The following is a 14,879-nucleotide window of genomic DNA, read 5'->3' as shown; positions in this document are numbered from 1 at the left end:
GCCCCGTTACGCGGGGCAGTGTGTCATTGTGTCATTGGCCGGGGGCCGAGGAGGAGACCCAGTCCGGCAGAAGAAAAGTACTGGCACCTTCTTCGGCGGGGCCGGCCAGGCTGCGCAGTCCGGCGAAGAGTTCGCGTCCCAGCCCTTGGGCTGACGCGGCAAGGTTGGCCGAAGCGGGCGTGCGCTGCGCCCACGCGTCCGCCGTCACCTCCACCTCCAGCCGGCCGGCGTGGGCATCGATCCGGATCGGGTCACCGTCGCGGATACGGGCGAGCGGTCCGCCCTCGGCGGCCTCTGGGGTGAGATGGAGGGCTGCCGGCACCTTGCCGGATGCGCCGGACATACGGCCATCGGTGACCAATGCTACCCGGTGGCCCTGCCGCTGGAGCAGCGACAGGGTGGGCGTGAGCTTGTGCAATTCGGGCATGCCGTTGGCGCGAGGCCCTTGAAAAGGGAGTACGGCGACAAAGTCGGTGTTGAGCGCCCCCGCCCGGTAGGCGGCAATCAGGGCTTCCTGACTGGCAAACACGCGTGCCGGAGCCGAAACCTGCCAGTGGGCGGGGTCCACGGCCGACGTCTTGATCACCGCCCGGCCAAGGTTGCCGGTGAGAAGACGCAGTCCTCCCTCAGGTGAGAAGGGCCGGTGGGCCGGACGCAGCACTGTCTCGTCGCGGCTTTCGGCTGGTAGCGGCTCCCACGTCAGCCGCCCGTCGGGCGCGAGTGCCGGCGTGCCCAGATGTCGCCCGAGTCCCGGTCCGGAAACCGTCTGTACCGCATCATGCAGGCGGCCCGCAGCCAGGAGTTCGCGCAGCACGAAGCCCGCCCCCCCTGCCGCATGAAAGGCATTGACGTCGGCTTCACCGTTTGGATAAACCCGCGCCAGAAGGGGTACCACGCGGGAAAGCTCGTCAAAGTCGGTCCAATCGATGCGGATGCCGGCGACGCGGGCGATCGCCACCAGATGCAGGGTGTGATTGGTTGAGCCACCGGTTGCCAGCAGGGTGACGATGGCATTGACGAGCGTCTTTTCGTCCACCAGCTGCCCCACCGGCAGGAAGGCTTCGGGGCGCGTCAGGCCCAGCGCGGTGCGCGCGGCGGCACGCACCAGAGCCTCCCGTAGCGGCGTACCCGGCAGGACGAACGCGCTGCCCGGCAGGTGCAGCCCCATCGCCTCCATCAGCATCTGGTTGGAGTTGGCCGTGCCGTAGAAGGTGCAGGTGCCCGGGGCGTGGTAGCTGGCGGCCTCACTCTCCAGCAGGGTGGCACGGTCCACCCTTCCCGCCGTGTAAGCTTCGCGGATGCGGGCTTTTTCCGCATTCGGCAGGCCCGACGGCATGGGGCCGGCAGGGACGAAAACCGCCGGCAGATGCCCGAACGCCAGCGCGCCGATCAGCAGCCCGGGGACGATCTTGTCACACACGCCGAGGTAGAGTGCCGCATCGAACATGTTGTGCGACAGCGCCACCGCGGTGGAAAGCGCGATCACGTCGCGCGAGAACAGCGAGAGTTCCATGCCGGGCTGCCCCTGCGTGATGCCGTCGCACATGGCGGGCACGCCGCCGGCAAACTGCGCCGTGGCGCCCGCTCGCTCGGCCTCGTCCTTGATCCAGGCCGGAAAAGCGCTCAGAGGCTGGTGGGCCGACAGCATGTCATTGTAAGCGGAGACGATCGCCAGGTTGGGCGCCTCCTCTGCCCTCAGGCGCAGCTTGGCCGAAGCGGGCATGCCGGCAAAACCGTGCGCAAGGTTGGTGCAGGATAGATCGGCACGGTGGACGCGGCCGGCCCGGGCCGCCGCGGCGATGCGCGCCAGGTAGGCGGTGCGGGTCGGACGGCTGCGGGCAATGATGCGTTCGGTGACGGCAGCCACCACCGGATGCAGAGACATGGCAGGCTTCTCCATAAGGCTTTTCCTGAGCGTAGTGGCAGCCCGCGTGCCCTGCAACTGCCGGCCGGGCAGGTCGGATGCTAGGATGAAGCATGAACCCGTCCCTTGCCTTGCCCGACCTCTCGGCCGAACCGCTTCCTGCCTTCGACATGGTGCTTTTCGGGGGAACCGGCGACTTGGCTGCACGCAAGCTGCTGCCGGCGCTGCTGGCTGCGCACGCGGCAGGTGTGCTGCCGCACGATGCCCGCATCCTTGCGGTAGGCCGACGCGCACTCAGCCGCAAGCGCTACCTGGCCCAAGTGGCCGAGGCACTCAGGGCGCATGCCCCTTCCTGTCCGGATGCGCACGTGCTGGAGGCTTTCTGCCAGCGCCTGAGTTACTTGCGCCTGCCGGCGGGCGATACTGCCGGCTATGCTCGCCTCGCCGGGCGCCTGTCTCCGGAGGCGCGAGTCACCGTCTGCTACCTTGCCACGCCTCCCGACCAGTTTGCCGACATCTGCGCCGGTCTGGCTGCGGCCGGACTCAACGGACGTAATGTGCGGGTAGTGCTGGAGAAGCCGTTGGGCCGTGATCTGGCTTCCTCACGCGCGATCAACGCTGCGGTGGGCGAGCACTTCGGGGAAGACCAGCTCTACCGCATCGACCACTACCTGGGTAAGGAGTCGGTGCAGAACCTGATGGCGATCCGCTTTGCCAACGTGCTCTTCGAGCCCCTGTGGCGCCGCGAATGGATCCACCATGTGGAGATCACCATTGCCGAAACGCTGGGTGTGGAAGGGCGGGGCGCTTTCTACGACCGCACGGGTGCGCTGCGCGACATGGTGCAGAACCATCTGCTGCAACTGCTCTGCATCGTGGCGATGGAGCCGCCGGCCAGCCTGGACGCGGATGCCATCCGCGACGAGAAGCTCAAGGTGCTGCAGTCGCTGCGGCCGTTTGCCTCCGCGGAGGAGGTGGCCCGGCACACCGTGCGTGGCCAGTACCACGCCGGTGCCATTGATGGTGAGGCGGTGTGTGCCTATACCGACGAGGAGGCAGTGCCGGACGGAAGCCGCACCGAAACCTTCGTGGCCCTCCGGGCAGAGATCGGCAACTGGCGCTGGGCGGGCGTTCCCTTCTTCCTGCGCACCGGCAAGCGCCTGGCTGCGCGCACGGCACAGATCGTCATCAACTTCCGCGATGTGCCTCACCCCCTGTTCGCCATCCCGGCGGTTTGTCCGCGTGCCAACCGGCTGGTCATTCACCTGCAGCCTGAGGAAAGCATTCGGCTTTACCTGCATGCGAAGGAGCCGGGCGACGCGATGCGCCTGCAGCCGGCCTATCTGAACCTGGATTTCTACGAGATGTTCCGCATGCGCCGTGCCGATGCCTACGAGCGGCTGCTGCTGGACGTGGTACGCGGCCGGCTGTCGCTGTTCATGCGTCGTGACGAACTGGAACAGGCGTGGCGCTGGGTGGAGCCGGTATTGGCCGCTTGGGAGGCTACCGATGCGCGGCCCCGCCCCTATGTGGCCGGCAGTTGGGGGCCTGCGGCGGCCAGCGCGCTGCTGTCACAGGAGGGTGTGACCTGGCAGGAGGAGTGCTGACCATGCTGCCTTTTCACGACTACCCGGACCGCGCCAGCCGGGACTGTGCCTTGGCCGTCGATGTGGCAGCAAGGTTGGCCGAAGCCCTGCGCCGGACGGGGCAGGCGCGGCTGGACGTTTCCGGCGGGCGCTCGCCCGCCGGCTGGTTGCGTGCCCTGTCGCGGCAGCCCCTCGACTGGGGGCGCGTCACGGTCGGCCTGGTGGACGAGCGTTGCGTGCCTGCGGATCACCCGGACAGCAATGCTGCCTTGGTGCGTCGGGCCCTGCTGCAAGGGCCGGCTGCCGCGGCCGGTTTTAGGCCACTGTATGACGGGCACTCGGTCGGGCGCTCCCTGGCCGAGGCCGGTGCCAGCTTTATCCCGGCCGATGTGACCGTGCTGGGCATGGGCGAGGACGGCCATACCGCCTCGCTGTTTCCGGGCGCGGCCGGTCTTGAGGCCGCACTGTCCGGGCAGGGCCCAGCCTTCACCGTTATCGAGCCGCCCGCTGCAGCGCACCGTCGCCTCACCCAAACGTTGGCTGCCCTGCGCCGCTCCGGCTGGGTGGTGCTGAGCCTGGATGGGGCCGACAAGCGTGCCGTCTGGCAGGCAGCGCAGCGGGGTTGCGACCTGCCGGTGGCGCGCGTGCTCGGGGCGGTGCCTGCTGCGGAAGTGCGCTGGGCGCCCTGACGGGGTTGGCCGAAACCGGGCATGCGTTGACAGCTTACTTATCAGTAAGTATCGTCGGCAGATACCAAAGCATGCCGACGTCACGACACGCCGGCCAACACGAGGACCTATCATGACCGCGTATCCGCACCTGCTCGCCCCGCTCGACTTGGGCTTTACCACGCTGAAAAACCGAGTCCTGATGGGCTCGATGCATACCGGGCTCGAGGAAGCCCCGGACGGCTTCGAGAAGATGGCAGCTTTTTATGCCGAGCGTGCGGCCGGCGGCGTGGGCCTGATCGTGACCGGGGGCGTGGGGCCCAACGAAGAGGGGCGCGTGGCCGAAGGCGCGTCGATGCTGGCCGATGCCTCGGAGGTGCCGCACCACCGCATCGTGACCGACGCCGTCCATGCGGCTGGCGGCAAGATCGCCATGCAGATCCTGCACACTGGGCGCTACAGCTTTCAGGAAAAGCTGGTGTCCGCCTCGCCGATCTGCGCCCCCATCAACTTCTACCGGCCGCGCGAGATGTCCGAGGACGATATCCGCCGCACCATCGAAGATTTTGCCCGCTGTGCCCGGCTAGCCCAGGAGGCCGGTTACGACGGTGTGGAAGTGATGGGCTCGGAGGGCTACCTCATCAACCAGTTCATCGCCCGCCACACCAACAAGCGCACTGACGACTGGGGCGGCAGCTTCGAAAACCGTATTCGCTTCCCGCTGGAAGTGCTGCGCGCGGTACGGGCGGCGGTGGGGCCGGCATTCATCATCATTTACCGCCTGTCCATGCTGGACCTGGTCAACGACGGCAGTACGTGGGACGAGGTAGTGCATCTGGCGCAGGAGGTGGAAAAGGCCGGTGCCACCATCATCAATACCGGCATCGGCTGGCATGAGTCACGCATCCCCACCATCGCCACCATGGTGCCGCGCGCCGGGTTCGCCTGGGTTACCCGCAAGCTGATGGGCAAGGTCGGCATTCCCCTCGTCACCACCAACCGCATCAACGACCCGGCCGTGGCCGAAACGGTCCTCGCTGAAGGCTGTGCCGACATGGTGTCGATGGCACGGCCTTTTCTTGCTGACCCCGATTTCGTCAACAAGGCCGCCGAAGGCCGGGCCGACGAGATCAACACCTGCATCGCCTGCAACCAGGCCTGCCTGGACCACATTTTCCAGGGCAAGCTCACCAGCTGCTTGGTAAACCCACGCGCCTGTCGGGAGACTGAACTCAACTTCGCCCCCGCGGCCGTGCCCAAGAAACTGGCTGTGGTCGGTGCGGGGCCTGCCGGGCTGGCCTTTGCCACGCTGGCGGCAGAGCGCGGCCATGTTGTTACGCTGTTCGACGCGGCCGACGAAATCGGTGGCCAGTTCAACATTGCCAAGAAGGTGCCGGGCAAGGAAGAGTTTCACGAGACGCTGCGTTATTTCCGGCGGCGCCTGGAGGTAACCGGCGTGTCGGTACAGCTCGGGCGGCGGGTAGAGGCCGACGATCTGACTGGGTTTGACGAAGTGGTGCTCGCCACCGGTATTGTGCCGCGCGTGCCGCCGATACCGGGTATTGACCACCCGAAAGTGCTGAGCTACCTGGACGTACTCAAGCATGGCAAACCGGTCGGTCGCAGCGTGGCCATCATCGGTGCCGGCGGTATCGGTTTCGACACCGCAGAGTTCCTCACCCACGAGGGCGTTCCCCCTTCTCTGGACACCGAGGCCTTCCTGCGCGAATGGGGGGTGGACAGTACGGTTGCCGCCCCCGGGGGGCTGGCGCCCACCGGGCCACAGCCGCACCCCAGCCCGCGCAAGGTGTGGCTGCTGCAGCGCAAGCCGGCCAAACCGGGCGAAACGCTGGGCAAGACCACCGGTTGGATCCATCGCGCCAGCCTGAAGATGAAGGGCGTGGAAATGCTCGGCGGGGTGCAGTACGAACGTATCGACGACGCTGGCCTGCATATCATCTTCAAGGGGGAGCAGCAGGTGCTGCCGGTGGACAATGTGGTGATCTGTGCCGGGCAGGAGCCGCTCAGGGCCCTGCAGGCACCGCTGGAAGTGCGCGGCATTCCGGTGCACCTGATCGGTGGCGCGGACGTTGCCGCGGAGCTGGATGCCAAGCGCGCTATCGACCAGGGTGCACGGCTCGCCGCGGCCCTCTGACAGCAGCCTGACAGTCCTGCGGCCTGCTTCGGCCAACCTTGCAAGGTTGGCCGAAGCAGGCCTTTGTATTGGCAGCGCTTACAGCAGCGGTTCCACCGCCTGCGTCAGCGTCTTTTCCGACAACTTGCCCAGTAGCTTGCCCACCGGCTTGCCGCTACGGTCGAGAATCAGCGTGTACGGCAGGCCCCCAGCGGGATTGCCCAGGGCCTTCATCGTCTCCAAGGTGTCGGCGTCGCCCATCAGTACCGGATAACGGATGTGAAACAGCCGCAGGAAGGTCTTCACCTCGGCCGGGTTGTCCAGCGCGATGCCCACCACTTCCAGGCCACGGCCGGCGAAGCGGTCACGCAGGCTCTGCATCATCGGCATCTCCTCCCGGCAGGGGGTGCACCACGTGGCCCAGAAGTTCACCACTGTCACCTTGCCCCGGTAGGGCGCCAGCGAAGCGGACCGGCCGGAGAGGTCGGTGAAGCGGGCCGTATCCAGTGGCCCCGCCAAGGCGGCAGAGGAGAGAAGCGCGGCGGTCAGGAGACTCAGGCAGGTCTTGATCATGTCGTCATCATGCGGAAATGCCCGCGATTTGTGGTTCAAAATGCAGCGTTTTGGCTACGGGACGAGGATGGGTTCGGTTCACCGGGCCCGGCCATGATAAACTGGCCGATTGATTTTCGGTGAAGTGCGCATGTCCATCCTCGTCTGCGGGTCGATCGCCTACGATACCCTGTTCAGCTTCGAAGACCGATTCGACAACCATATTCTGCCCGACCAGCTGCACAAGATCTCCACGACCTTCAAGGTGCCCAGCATGCGCCGTGAATTTGGCGGCTGCGGGGGCAACATTGCCTACAATCTGGCGTTGCTGGGCGAGCGCCCGATCGTGATGGCAGCGGTGGGAGAGGATTTCGAACCCTACCGCATGCATCTGCGCCGGGTGGGCGTGGACGACCGGTTCGTCCGCACTGTGCGGGGAAAGTTCACCTCGCAGTGCTTTGGTATCGCCGACCGGGACGGCAACCAGTTGATGGCTTTCCATCCGGGCTCGATGGACGACGCGGTGCTCAACCACATGGACGTGCTGGAAGAGGATGTCCAAGTGGCCATCGTCGCCCCTTCGGGCCATGCTGCCTGCCTGCAGCACTGCAGAGAACTGGCCGAGCGCGGCACGCCCTTCATCTTCGACCCCGGCCAGGAACTGCCGCTGTTCAGTCGTGAGGAACTGCATGAACTGGTAGACCTGGCCAGTTATGTCACGCTCAACGACTACGAGAGCGAGCTGATGAAGGAGCGGGCCGGTCTGCCGGTGGAGGTGTTGCGTTACCGTGTGGAGGCGCTGGTCGTCACCCGAGGGGCGCAGGGCGCCGAGATCTACGCCGGGGACAGCGTGCACCTGATACCCCGGGCCGACACCGGACGGCCGCCTGTGGACCCGATGGGCTGCGGCGATGCCTTCCGCGCCGGCCTGCTGTACGGTTTACGCCACAGGCTGGGCTGGAAGGAAACCGGCCGCATCGCCAACGTGATGGGCGCGGTGAAGGTGGCAAGCCAAGGGCCGCAGAACCACCACATCGACCCGGAAGGGCTGGCCGAGCTCTACGAACACGCCTATGGGGAACCTTGGCCGCTCTGAGTGTCATCCCCTGTGCATCCCGGCCGCCTCCAGGGGCGGCCTTTGTCATCTGCGCGGGCTTGAATAAGCGCGGTGCAAGCCCCACCATCCAAAAATTACACCGCAGAACCCGCATTCACAGCCAGACGCTGGAAGGAATATCCATGGCCGTACCGCACCTGACCACCGCCCTGACCGGACCGCTATTGGAACTGGAAAGCCGCATCCTCGCGGCCCAGCCGCAGATCGAGCACTGGTTCCGCAGCCAGTGGAACGCACATGCCGTGCCGTTCTACGGGTCGGTAGACCTGCGCAACAGTGGTTTCAAGCTTGCGCCGGTGGACATGAACCTCTTTCCCGGCGGTTTCAACAACCTCAACCCGGACTTCACCCCGCTGGCCGTTCAGGCAGCCCAGAGCGCTGTCGAAAAGGTTTGCCCCGAAGCCCGCAGCCTGCTGCTGATCCCCGAGAACCACACACGCAACACCTTCTACCTGCAGAATGTGGCTACCCTGGTACATATCTTCGAGCAGGCCGGGCTGAAGGTGCGCCTGGGCACGCTGAACCCCCAGATCACCGCGCCCACCGAGCTGGTGGCTGCCAACGGTGCGCTGGTGACGGTGGAGCCGATCGTGCGTCATGGCAACCGTCTGACGCTGGCCGACGGTTTCAACCCCTGTGTCGTGCTGCTCAACAACGACCTCTCCTCCGGCCTGCCCGAACTGCTCAAGGGGCTGGAACAGCATCTGCTGCCGCCGTTGCATGCAGGCTGGGCCGTACGTCGCAAGACTAACCACTTTGCCGCTTACGATCGGGTGGCGGACGAGTTCGCCCGCCTGATCTCGATCGACCCCTGGCTGATCAATCCGTACTTCGCCCATTGCACCGGCCTGGATTTCCACGCGCGTCAGGGCGAGGACACCTTGGCCGAAACGGTAGAGACCATGCTGGCGAAAATCGCTGCCAAGTACCGCGAATATGGCATCGATCAGGAGCCGTTCGTGATCGTCAAGGCTGATGCCGGCACTTATGGCATGGGCGTGATGACGGTGAAGCACCCGGACGACGTGCGCGGCCTGAACCGCAAGGCACGCAACAAGATGGCCGTGGTGAAGGAAGGGCTGGAGGTCTCCGAGGTGATCGTGCAGGAGGGGGTGTATACCTTCGAGAGCATCGAGGACGCGGTGGCCGAGCCGGTGGTGTACATGATGGACCGCTTCGTCATCGGTGGTTTTTACCGGGTACATACCGGCCGCGGGGTGGACGAGAACCTCAACGCACCAGGCATGCAGTTCTTGCCGCTGTCGTTTGAGACCGCCTGTCTGCCGGACCGCAATGCAACGCCAGACTGCCCGCCCAACCGCTTCTATGCCTACGGCGTCATCGCCCGGCTGGCGCTTCTGGCCGCCGCACTGGAGCTGGAAGCCACCGATCCGGAGCGTGACTGAGTCTGCCCGATCCCGCTGGCAGCGCCTTGCCCGGCAGGGGCGGTGCCTGCCCCGACCCTGATCCGTCTGCCCGCCGTGCGGGCTGGCGGCTAACTTGGAGAGCCCCATGCGCATCCTGTTCATCGCCGATCCGCTGGAACAGTTCAAGATCTACAAGGACACCACCTTTGCGATGATGGAGGCAGCGGCTGCCCGCGGCCACGCCATCAGCGTATGTCAGGCACGCCATCTATCGGTAGAGAGCGGGCGGGTACTGGCTGATACCCGGTTGGTGACGCTCACGGGCAACAAGGACGCCTGGTTCCGGCTGGCCGACGCCGAGCAGCATCCGCTGTTTGCCTTTGACGCAGTGCTGATGCGCAAGGACCCGCCCTTCGACCTGGAGTACCTCTACGCCACCCAGCTGCTGACCCTGGCCGAGAGCCAAGGCGCGCATGTGTTCAACAGCGGGCAGGTGATGCGGGACTTCAATGAGAAGCTCGCCATCCTCAATTTCCCCGAGCTGACCGCGCCCACGCTCGTCACCGGCGAATCCGCCCGGCTGCGGGCTTTTGTGCGCCAGCATCAGGACGTGATCCTCAAGCCGCTGGACAGTATGGGCGGCGACAGCATCTTCCGCGTCAAGCCGGACGACCCCAACCTGTCGGTCATCATCGAAACCATCACCCTGCACGGCACACGCACGGTCATGGCGCAGCGCTACATCCCCGAGATTCGCGAGGGCGACAAGCGTATCCTGATCATCGGCGGCAAGCCGGTGGACCATTGCCTGGCGCGCGTGCCGCTGGCGGGCGAGACGCGCGGCAACCTCGCAGCCGGGGGGCGGGGCGAGGCGCGACCGCTCACCGCCCGCGACCGCGAGATTGCCGAAACGATTGGCCCGGAGCTGAAGAAGCGCGGCGTGCTCTTCGCCGGCGCGGACGTCATCGGCAACTATCTCACCGAAATCAACATTACCAGTCCGACCTGCTTCCGCGAGATCATGGACCAGACCGGCATCGATGTGGCCGGGCTGTTCATCGCGGCACTGGAGGAGGCGTGTGCACGCTGAGACGTCTTCGGCCAACCTTGACGGTAGCTGTGCTGGCGGCAGGGCTGGCCGGCTGCTCAGAGCCGGCCCCCTATCGGCAGGAGAGCTATGTTTTCGGCACCCGCGTCGAACTGACGATTGCCGGCACCCCTGAACCCGCTGCACGCAGTGCTGCGGCCGACGCCTTGGCGCTCTTGGACAGCCTGCATCAGCGTTGGCATGCCTGGCAGCCGGACAGCGAGGTGGCGGGGCTCAACCGGGCCTTTGCCGCCGGCCGCAGCGCCCCAGTGGCGCCGGATCTGGCTGGGCTGCTGCGCCAGGCACAGGAGTATGAAACCCGCGCCGACGGGCTGTTCAGTCCTGCCATCGGTGCCTTGGTGGCCCGCTGGGGCTTTCATGGCGACCACTACGCCAGCGCCCCCCCATCCGCTGATACTGTCAGGGTCTTGGCACGGCAGCAGCCACGGCTGGCCGACCTAACCTTCTCCGACAATCGTGTTGCCAGCCGTAACCCTGCCGTCCAGTTGGATCTGGGCGGTGTGGCCAAAGGCTGGGCGCTGGATGCGGTGCGCGCGCGCTGGGTTAAGGCTGGGTTAAGGTCTGCGCTGCTCAATATCGGCGGCAACATCCTGGCGCTTGGCCGCCATCCGGACGGTACCCCTTGGCGGGTGGGGCTGCAGCATCCGCGTGCGGCGGGTGCCATGGCGACGGTGACACTCGACGACGGTGAGGCGATCGGCACCTCGGGTGATTACCAGCGCTACTTCCTGGCGGCCGGTGGCCGGCGGTACTGCCATCTGATCGATCCGCGAGACGGTTCGGCCAACTGCAGGCTGCAGAGCACCACCGTGATCGTGCCGCCCTCCGCCGATGCCGGTGCCCGGTCGGATGCCGCTACCAAGCCGATCTACCTGGGTGGGGTGGCCTCGGCCATGTCCTATGCCCGACGCTTCGGGATCGAGGCGGTGCTCCTTGTTGACGGCCAAGGCGAGGTGTGGGTGTCGCCCGCGATGGCACGCCGTCTTGCCTGGCAGGCGAAGCCTTCACGCATTCATCTTCTGACTTAAGCCGGACCCGGTTCATGACTGATATTTCTTCTGCCGAAAGCCCCTACAAGGGCAAGACCGGCCTGCGGCGCCTGATCAATGCTTTCGGTTACTCGCTCGCGGGGCTGCGGGCCGCCTGGAGTCACGAAGACGCCTTTCGCCAGCTGGTGCTCTTGGCGCTGGTGCTGGTGCCGTTGGCTTGCCTGATGCCGCTGACCCCGGTGGTGCGGGCGCTCCTGATCGCCAGTTCACTGGTCACCCTGGTGATCGAGCTGCTCAACTCCGCGATCGAGGCTGCGGTGGATCATACTTCGCTGGCGCGCCATCCGCTCGCCAAGCGAGCCAAGGACATGGGCAGTGCCGCACAGCTCCTGGGCTTGCTGAACCTGGCAGTGATGTGGTCGGTACTGGTGATCTGGGCCTAGCTGTCGCTGCGCCGGTAAATCAGCCCGGGAAAGACGCGGATGCAGTGCCCGTCCGTTTTTACTTCGCCTTCAGGGCCCAGCAGGGTCCAGCACTGCTGCCCGCGGTGGAGGTAGCGGTATACCGGACAACCCGACCGGTAGCCGACCAGCTCGCGTCCGCTGAAGGCATCGGGTGAGAGCAGGGGACGCTCATTGTGCGCAAGGAACATGGCGGCCGCCTCGGCATCCAGCCCCGCCAGTTGCTCGCGGTCGGCTAGCACCAGCCCGATCAGGCTGGCCAGCAGCGCGAAGGGCAGCATGGCCCATGCTTCGAAAAGAAAGAACATCCCCGCCAGCACGGTGGCGCCGGTGAAGAAGAAGCCGCTGTCGGTTTTCATGTGCAGATCCCGAGTACGCCAAAGACCGGCGCGGAAGGTACGCTCCGCGTCAACGATAGCCTTGCCGGCAAGCGGAATGCCAAGGCAAGGCAGGTGTGGCTGTGCGCCCGGCAGACAGTCCGGAGCATGCAGGGATTATAGGTAGCGGACGGGAGCGGCCTGCCTTGTTTTCGCGCAAGCAGCCTGAAAGCAGAGAGCCTGATCCATATTGCCAAGGGCATGTGGACCAGGCTCTCCGGTAAGCCTCCCGGCGAGCGCGCCGGGGTCAGGCGTCGGTCGCCGGCAATTCGGTGCCCGGTGGTGCAATCACCTCGCTGTAGCCGCATTCCTTCTGCGGACAGACCTTTTCCGTACCACGACGCTTGGTGGTCTTGAGCGTCAGGATCGGCCAGCCGCATTTCGGGCACGACTCGGCGATCGGCGGGTTCCAGGTCGCGTATTTGCACTTGGGGTAGGTGTTGCAGCTGTAAAAGAGCTTGCCGTAACGGCTCTTGCGCTCGATCAGGTGGCCCGTCTTGCATTCGGGGCACACCACACCCGTATCCTTGGGCTTCTCCAAGGGCTCAATGTGCTTGCACTTGGGGTAGTTGGCGCAGCCGATGAACTTGCCGTAGCGCCCTTTCTTGATGTGCAGCTCTCCACCGCAGTCCGGGCAGACACGGCCCTCGATCACCGTGGGGGCTTCGGCCTCCTCGGCTGCCTGTTCGGCTGTCTCGCCAATATTGCGGGTGTAGTCGCAGTCGGGGTAGCCGGTACACGCGATGAAGCGTCCGCGTTTGCCGAACTTGATCGACAGGGGCTTGCCGCACTTGGGGCAGGCCTCATCCAGACTCTCGGTGGTGACTTCGGCACGGGAGATGCCTTCCTTCTCGGTGACCTGCTTCTTGAAGCCCTTCCAGAAGGTGTCCATCACCGGCACCCACTGGCGCTCACCGCTGGCGATCTCATCCAGCTGGTTCTCCAGTTTGGCGGTGAAGTTGTAGTCCACGTACTGGGCAAAATGTTCGGTCAGGAACTTGTTGACGATCTCTCCGGTGTCGGTGGGCACGAAGCGTTTTTTGTCCAGCGTGACGTATTCGCGGTCCTTCAGCGTGGAGATAATGCTGGCGTAGGTGGAAGGACGGCCGATGCCGTACTCTTCAAGGGCCTTCACCAGGCTGGCTTCGGAGAAGCGAGGTGGCGGCTGGGTGAAGTGCTGCTCGCCGTAGAGCTTGTCCACCGGTAGCGATTCGCCTTCCTCCAGGGCCGGCAGCTTGGCGTTGTCCTCGTCCTCTGCGTCGTCCACGTCCTCTTCGTACACCGCGAGAAAGCCGGCAAACACCAGTACTTGGCCGGTGGCGCGGAACACACCTTCGCCCACGGTGATGTCCACGCTGGTGGTGTCGAACTTGGCCGGAGCCATCTGGCAGGCCAGTGTGCGCTTCCAGATCATGTCGTAGAGCTTGAACTGTTCGGCGGTCAGGAAGGGCTTGACCGATTCGGGTGTGCGCAGGATGGAGGTTGGCCGAATGGCCTCGTGCGCCTCCTGCGCGTTCTTCGACTTGTTCTTGAACGCTACCGGATTCTTGGGCAGGAAGTCCGCGTCGAACTTTTGGCCGATGTAGTCGCGGATCTCCCCCACGGCCTCGTTGGCCAGTGCCACCGAGTCGGTACGCATGTAGGTGATCAGGCCGACGGTACCTTGGCCGACGTCCACGCCTTCATACAGCTGTTGGGCGGTGCGCATCGTGCGGTCGGTGGTCATGCCCAGCTTGCGCACTGCCTCCTGTTGCAGGGTGGAGGTGGTGAAGGGGGCCGCAGGGCTGCGGGTTTTCTTTTTCTTCTCGATCGCGCCCACCACGGCCGGGGCGTTGGCCAGGCGGGCCAGTACGGCTGCCTGCTCGGCCTCGGTGGGCAGGTCGAACTGCTCGAGCTTGCGTCCTGCCAGAGTGGTTAGCCGGGCCGTGAAGCGGGTGCGTCCCTTGTGGCTGTCCAGATGGATGGACCAATACTCCTGCTGGGTGAAGGCGCGGATCTCGTTCTCGCGCTCGCAGATCAGGCGTAGCGCTGGGCTCTGCACCCGTCCGGCAGAAAGCCCGCGGCGAATCTTCTTCCACAGCAGAGGCGAGAGATTGAAGCCCACCAGATAGTCCAGAGCACGGCGTGCCTGCTGGGCGTCCACCATATCCTGGGCGATCTGGCGCGGATGGGCGATGGCGTCGAGCACGGCGTTCTTGGTGATCTCGTGGAACACCACCCGCTGGGCGCGCTTACCCTTGAGTAGCTTCTTGCCTTCCAGGATCTGTACCAAGTGCCAGGAGATGGCCTCGCCTTCGCGGTCCGGGTCAGTGGCCAGATAGATATTCTCGGCCTCGTCCACCGCCTTGGCGATCGCATCCACATGCTTGGCGTTCTTGGGGATCAGCTGGTATTTCATGGCAAACCCCTTCTCCGGGTCTACCGCGCCGTTCTTCGGCACCAGATCGCGCACGTGGCCGTAGGAGGCGAGGACTTCGAAGTCCGGCCCCAGGTATTTCTTCAGGGTCTTCGCCTTAGAGGGCGACTCTACGATCAGGAGGCTCGAAGGCATGTCTCTTCGCTATTTCCCGGCCCGGTTCCGCCGGGCCGACACAGTCTGTATTCGAAAAATGAAACAAGAGCGCAATGGGCGCTCTTGTCGGACCGGACGGCCCGT

12 protein-coding genes are annotated in these 14,879 nt (G+C 65.3%); 8 read left to right on the top strand and 4 right to left on the bottom strand.

Features of this window, described 5'->3' with window-relative positions; genetic code table 11:
- Positions 1-31: 31 nt before the first annotated feature.
- Positions 32-1,885 carry a phosphogluconate dehydratase gene (gene edd, locus EV669_RS03180; protein WP_132097869.1) on the bottom strand — a complete coding sequence of 618 codons (1,854 nt, stop codon included), beginning with the start codon at positions 1,883-1,885 and terminating at the stop codon, positions 32-34.
- A 92-nt stretch (positions 1,886-1,977) separates the two neighbouring features.
- Here edd and zwf point away from each other — a divergent pair, with 92 nt between their 5' ends.
- The 3 genes from zwf (at position 1,978) to EV669_RS03165 (ending at position 6,273) form a co-directional block, all read left to right on the top strand.
- Positions 1,978-3,471, top strand: a complete 1,494-nt coding sequence (gene zwf / locus EV669_RS03175; RefSeq protein WP_318271292.1) for a glucose-6-phosphate dehydrogenase — start codon at positions 1,978-1,980, stop codon at positions 3,469-3,471.
- Positions 3,472-3,473: 2 nt separating this feature from the next.
- Positions 3,474-4,139 (top strand): 6-phosphogluconolactonase, encoded by a 666-nt coding sequence (pgl, locus tag EV669_RS03170; RefSeq protein WP_055434050.1) that lies wholly within the window; start codon positions 3,474-3,476, stop codon positions 4,137-4,139.
- 112 nt (positions 4,140-4,251) lie between these two features.
- Positions 4,252-6,273 (top strand): NADPH-dependent 2,4-dienoyl-CoA reductase, encoded by a 2,022-nt coding sequence (locus tag EV669_RS03165; protein WP_132097868.1) that lies wholly within the window; start codon positions 4,252-4,254, stop codon positions 6,271-6,273.
- A 78-nt stretch (positions 6,274-6,351) separates the two neighbouring features.
- Here the strand turns inward: EV669_RS03165 and EV669_RS03160 are convergent, their stop codons facing one another.
- Positions 6,352-6,825 carry a TlpA family protein disulfide reductase gene (locus EV669_RS03160; protein WP_054285160.1) on the bottom strand — a complete coding sequence of 158 codons (474 nt, stop codon included), beginning with the start codon at positions 6,823-6,825 and terminating at the stop codon, positions 6,352-6,354.
- Between the two features lie 130 nt (positions 6,826-6,955).
- Between EV669_RS03160 and EV669_RS03155 the strand changes: the two genes are divergently transcribed.
- From EV669_RS03155 to EV669_RS03135, 5 genes are all read left to right on the top strand, one after another.
- The gene (locus EV669_RS03155; RefSeq protein ID WP_132097867.1) at positions 6,956-7,900 is read left to right on the top strand and encodes a carbohydrate kinase family protein; all 945 of its coding nucleotides are present in this window, start codon (positions 6,956-6,958) and stop codon (positions 7,898-7,900) included.
- A 143-nt stretch (positions 7,901-8,043) separates the two neighbouring features.
- Positions 8,044-9,327 carry a glutamate--cysteine ligase gene (gshA, locus tag EV669_RS03150; RefSeq protein WP_055433977.1) on the top strand — a complete coding sequence of 428 codons (1,284 nt, stop codon included), beginning with the start codon at positions 8,044-8,046 and terminating at the stop codon, positions 9,325-9,327.
- Between the two features lie 106 nt (positions 9,328-9,433).
- On the top strand, positions 9,434-10,378 hold the full coding sequence (gene gshB / locus EV669_RS03145; RefSeq protein WP_132097866.1) for a glutathione synthase: 945 nt from the start codon (positions 9,434-9,436) through the stop codon (positions 10,376-10,378).
- Positions 10,366-11,424, top strand: a complete 1,059-nt coding sequence (locus tag EV669_RS03140; protein WP_207913770.1) for an FAD:protein FMN transferase — start codon at positions 10,366-10,368, stop codon at positions 11,422-11,424. The genes gshB and EV669_RS03140 overlap by 13 nt, the downstream gene beginning before the upstream one ends.
- A 14-nt stretch (positions 11,425-11,438) precedes the next feature.
- Positions 11,439-11,828, top strand: a complete 390-nt coding sequence (locus EV669_RS03135; RefSeq protein ID WP_165922688.1) for a diacylglycerol kinase — start codon at positions 11,439-11,441, stop codon at positions 11,826-11,828.
- Here EV669_RS03135 and EV669_RS03130 read toward each other — a convergent pair.
- The gene (locus EV669_RS03130) at positions 11,825-12,205 is read right to left on the bottom strand and encodes a hypothetical protein (RefSeq protein WP_132097865.1); all 381 of its coding nucleotides are present in this window, start codon (positions 12,203-12,205) and stop codon (positions 11,825-11,827) included. The two genes, EV669_RS03135 and EV669_RS03130, sit on opposite strands and share 4 nt — an antisense overlap.
- A gap of 265 nt (positions 12,206-12,470) precedes the next feature.
- Positions 12,471-14,774 (bottom strand): type I DNA topoisomerase, encoded by a 2,304-nt coding sequence (topA, locus tag EV669_RS03125; RefSeq protein WP_132097864.1) that lies wholly within the window; start codon positions 14,772-14,774, stop codon positions 12,471-12,473.
- Between the last annotated feature and the right edge of the window lie 105 nt (positions 14,775-14,879).

This window comes from Gulbenkiania mobilis (genome assembly GCA_004346645.1).
GTDB classification, from domain to species: Bacteria; Pseudomonadota; Gammaproteobacteria; order Burkholderiales; family Chromobacteriaceae; genus Gulbenkiania; species Gulbenkiania mobilis.
The sequence above is the reverse complement of the archived record's forward strand: the minus strand, read 5'-3'. Positions and strand labels throughout refer to the sequence as shown.

What these genes read in the sequence shown, in the direction of transcription:
- pgl (WP_055434050.1), top strand. Translation starts at nt 3,474, where the DNA reads ATGCTGCCTTTTCACGACTACCCGGACCGCGCCAGCCGGGACTGTGCC.
- EV669_RS03165 (WP_132097868.1), top strand. Translation starts at nt 4,252, where the DNA reads ATGACCGCGTATCCGCACCTGCTCGCCCCGCTCGACTTGGGCTTTACC.
- EV669_RS03130 (WP_132097865.1), bottom strand. Translation starts at nt 12,205, where the DNA reads ATGAAAACCGACAGCGGCTTCTTCTTCACCGGCGCCACCGTGCTGGCG.
- EV669_RS03155 (WP_132097867.1), top strand. Translation starts at nt 6,956, where the DNA reads ATGTCCATCCTCGTCTGCGGGTCGATCGCCTACGATACCCTGTTCAGC.
- EV669_RS03135 (WP_165922688.1), top strand. Translation starts at nt 11,439, where the DNA reads ATGACTGATATTTCTTCTGCCGAAAGCCCCTACAAGGGCAAGACCGGC.
- gshA (WP_055433977.1), top strand. Translation starts at nt 8,044, where the DNA reads ATGGCCGTACCGCACCTGACCACCGCCCTGACCGGACCGCTATTGGAA.
- gshB (WP_132097866.1), top strand. Translation starts at nt 9,434, where the DNA reads ATGCGCATCCTGTTCATCGCCGATCCGCTGGAACAGTTCAAGATCTAC.
- topA (WP_132097864.1), bottom strand. Translation starts at nt 14,774, where the DNA reads ATGCCTTCGAGCCTCCTGATCGTAGAGTCGCCCTCTAAGGCGAAGACC.
- zwf (WP_318271292.1), top strand. Translation starts at nt 1,978, where the DNA reads ATGAACCCGTCCCTTGCCTTGCCCGACCTCTCGGCCGAACCGCTTCCT.
- edd (WP_132097869.1), bottom strand. Translation starts at nt 1,885, where the DNA reads ATGTCTCTGCATCCGGTGGTGGCTGCCGTCACCGAACGCATCATTGCC.
- EV669_RS03160 (WP_054285160.1), bottom strand. Translation starts at nt 6,825, where the DNA reads ATGATCAAGACCTGCCTGAGTCTCCTGACCGCCGCGCTTCTCTCCTCT.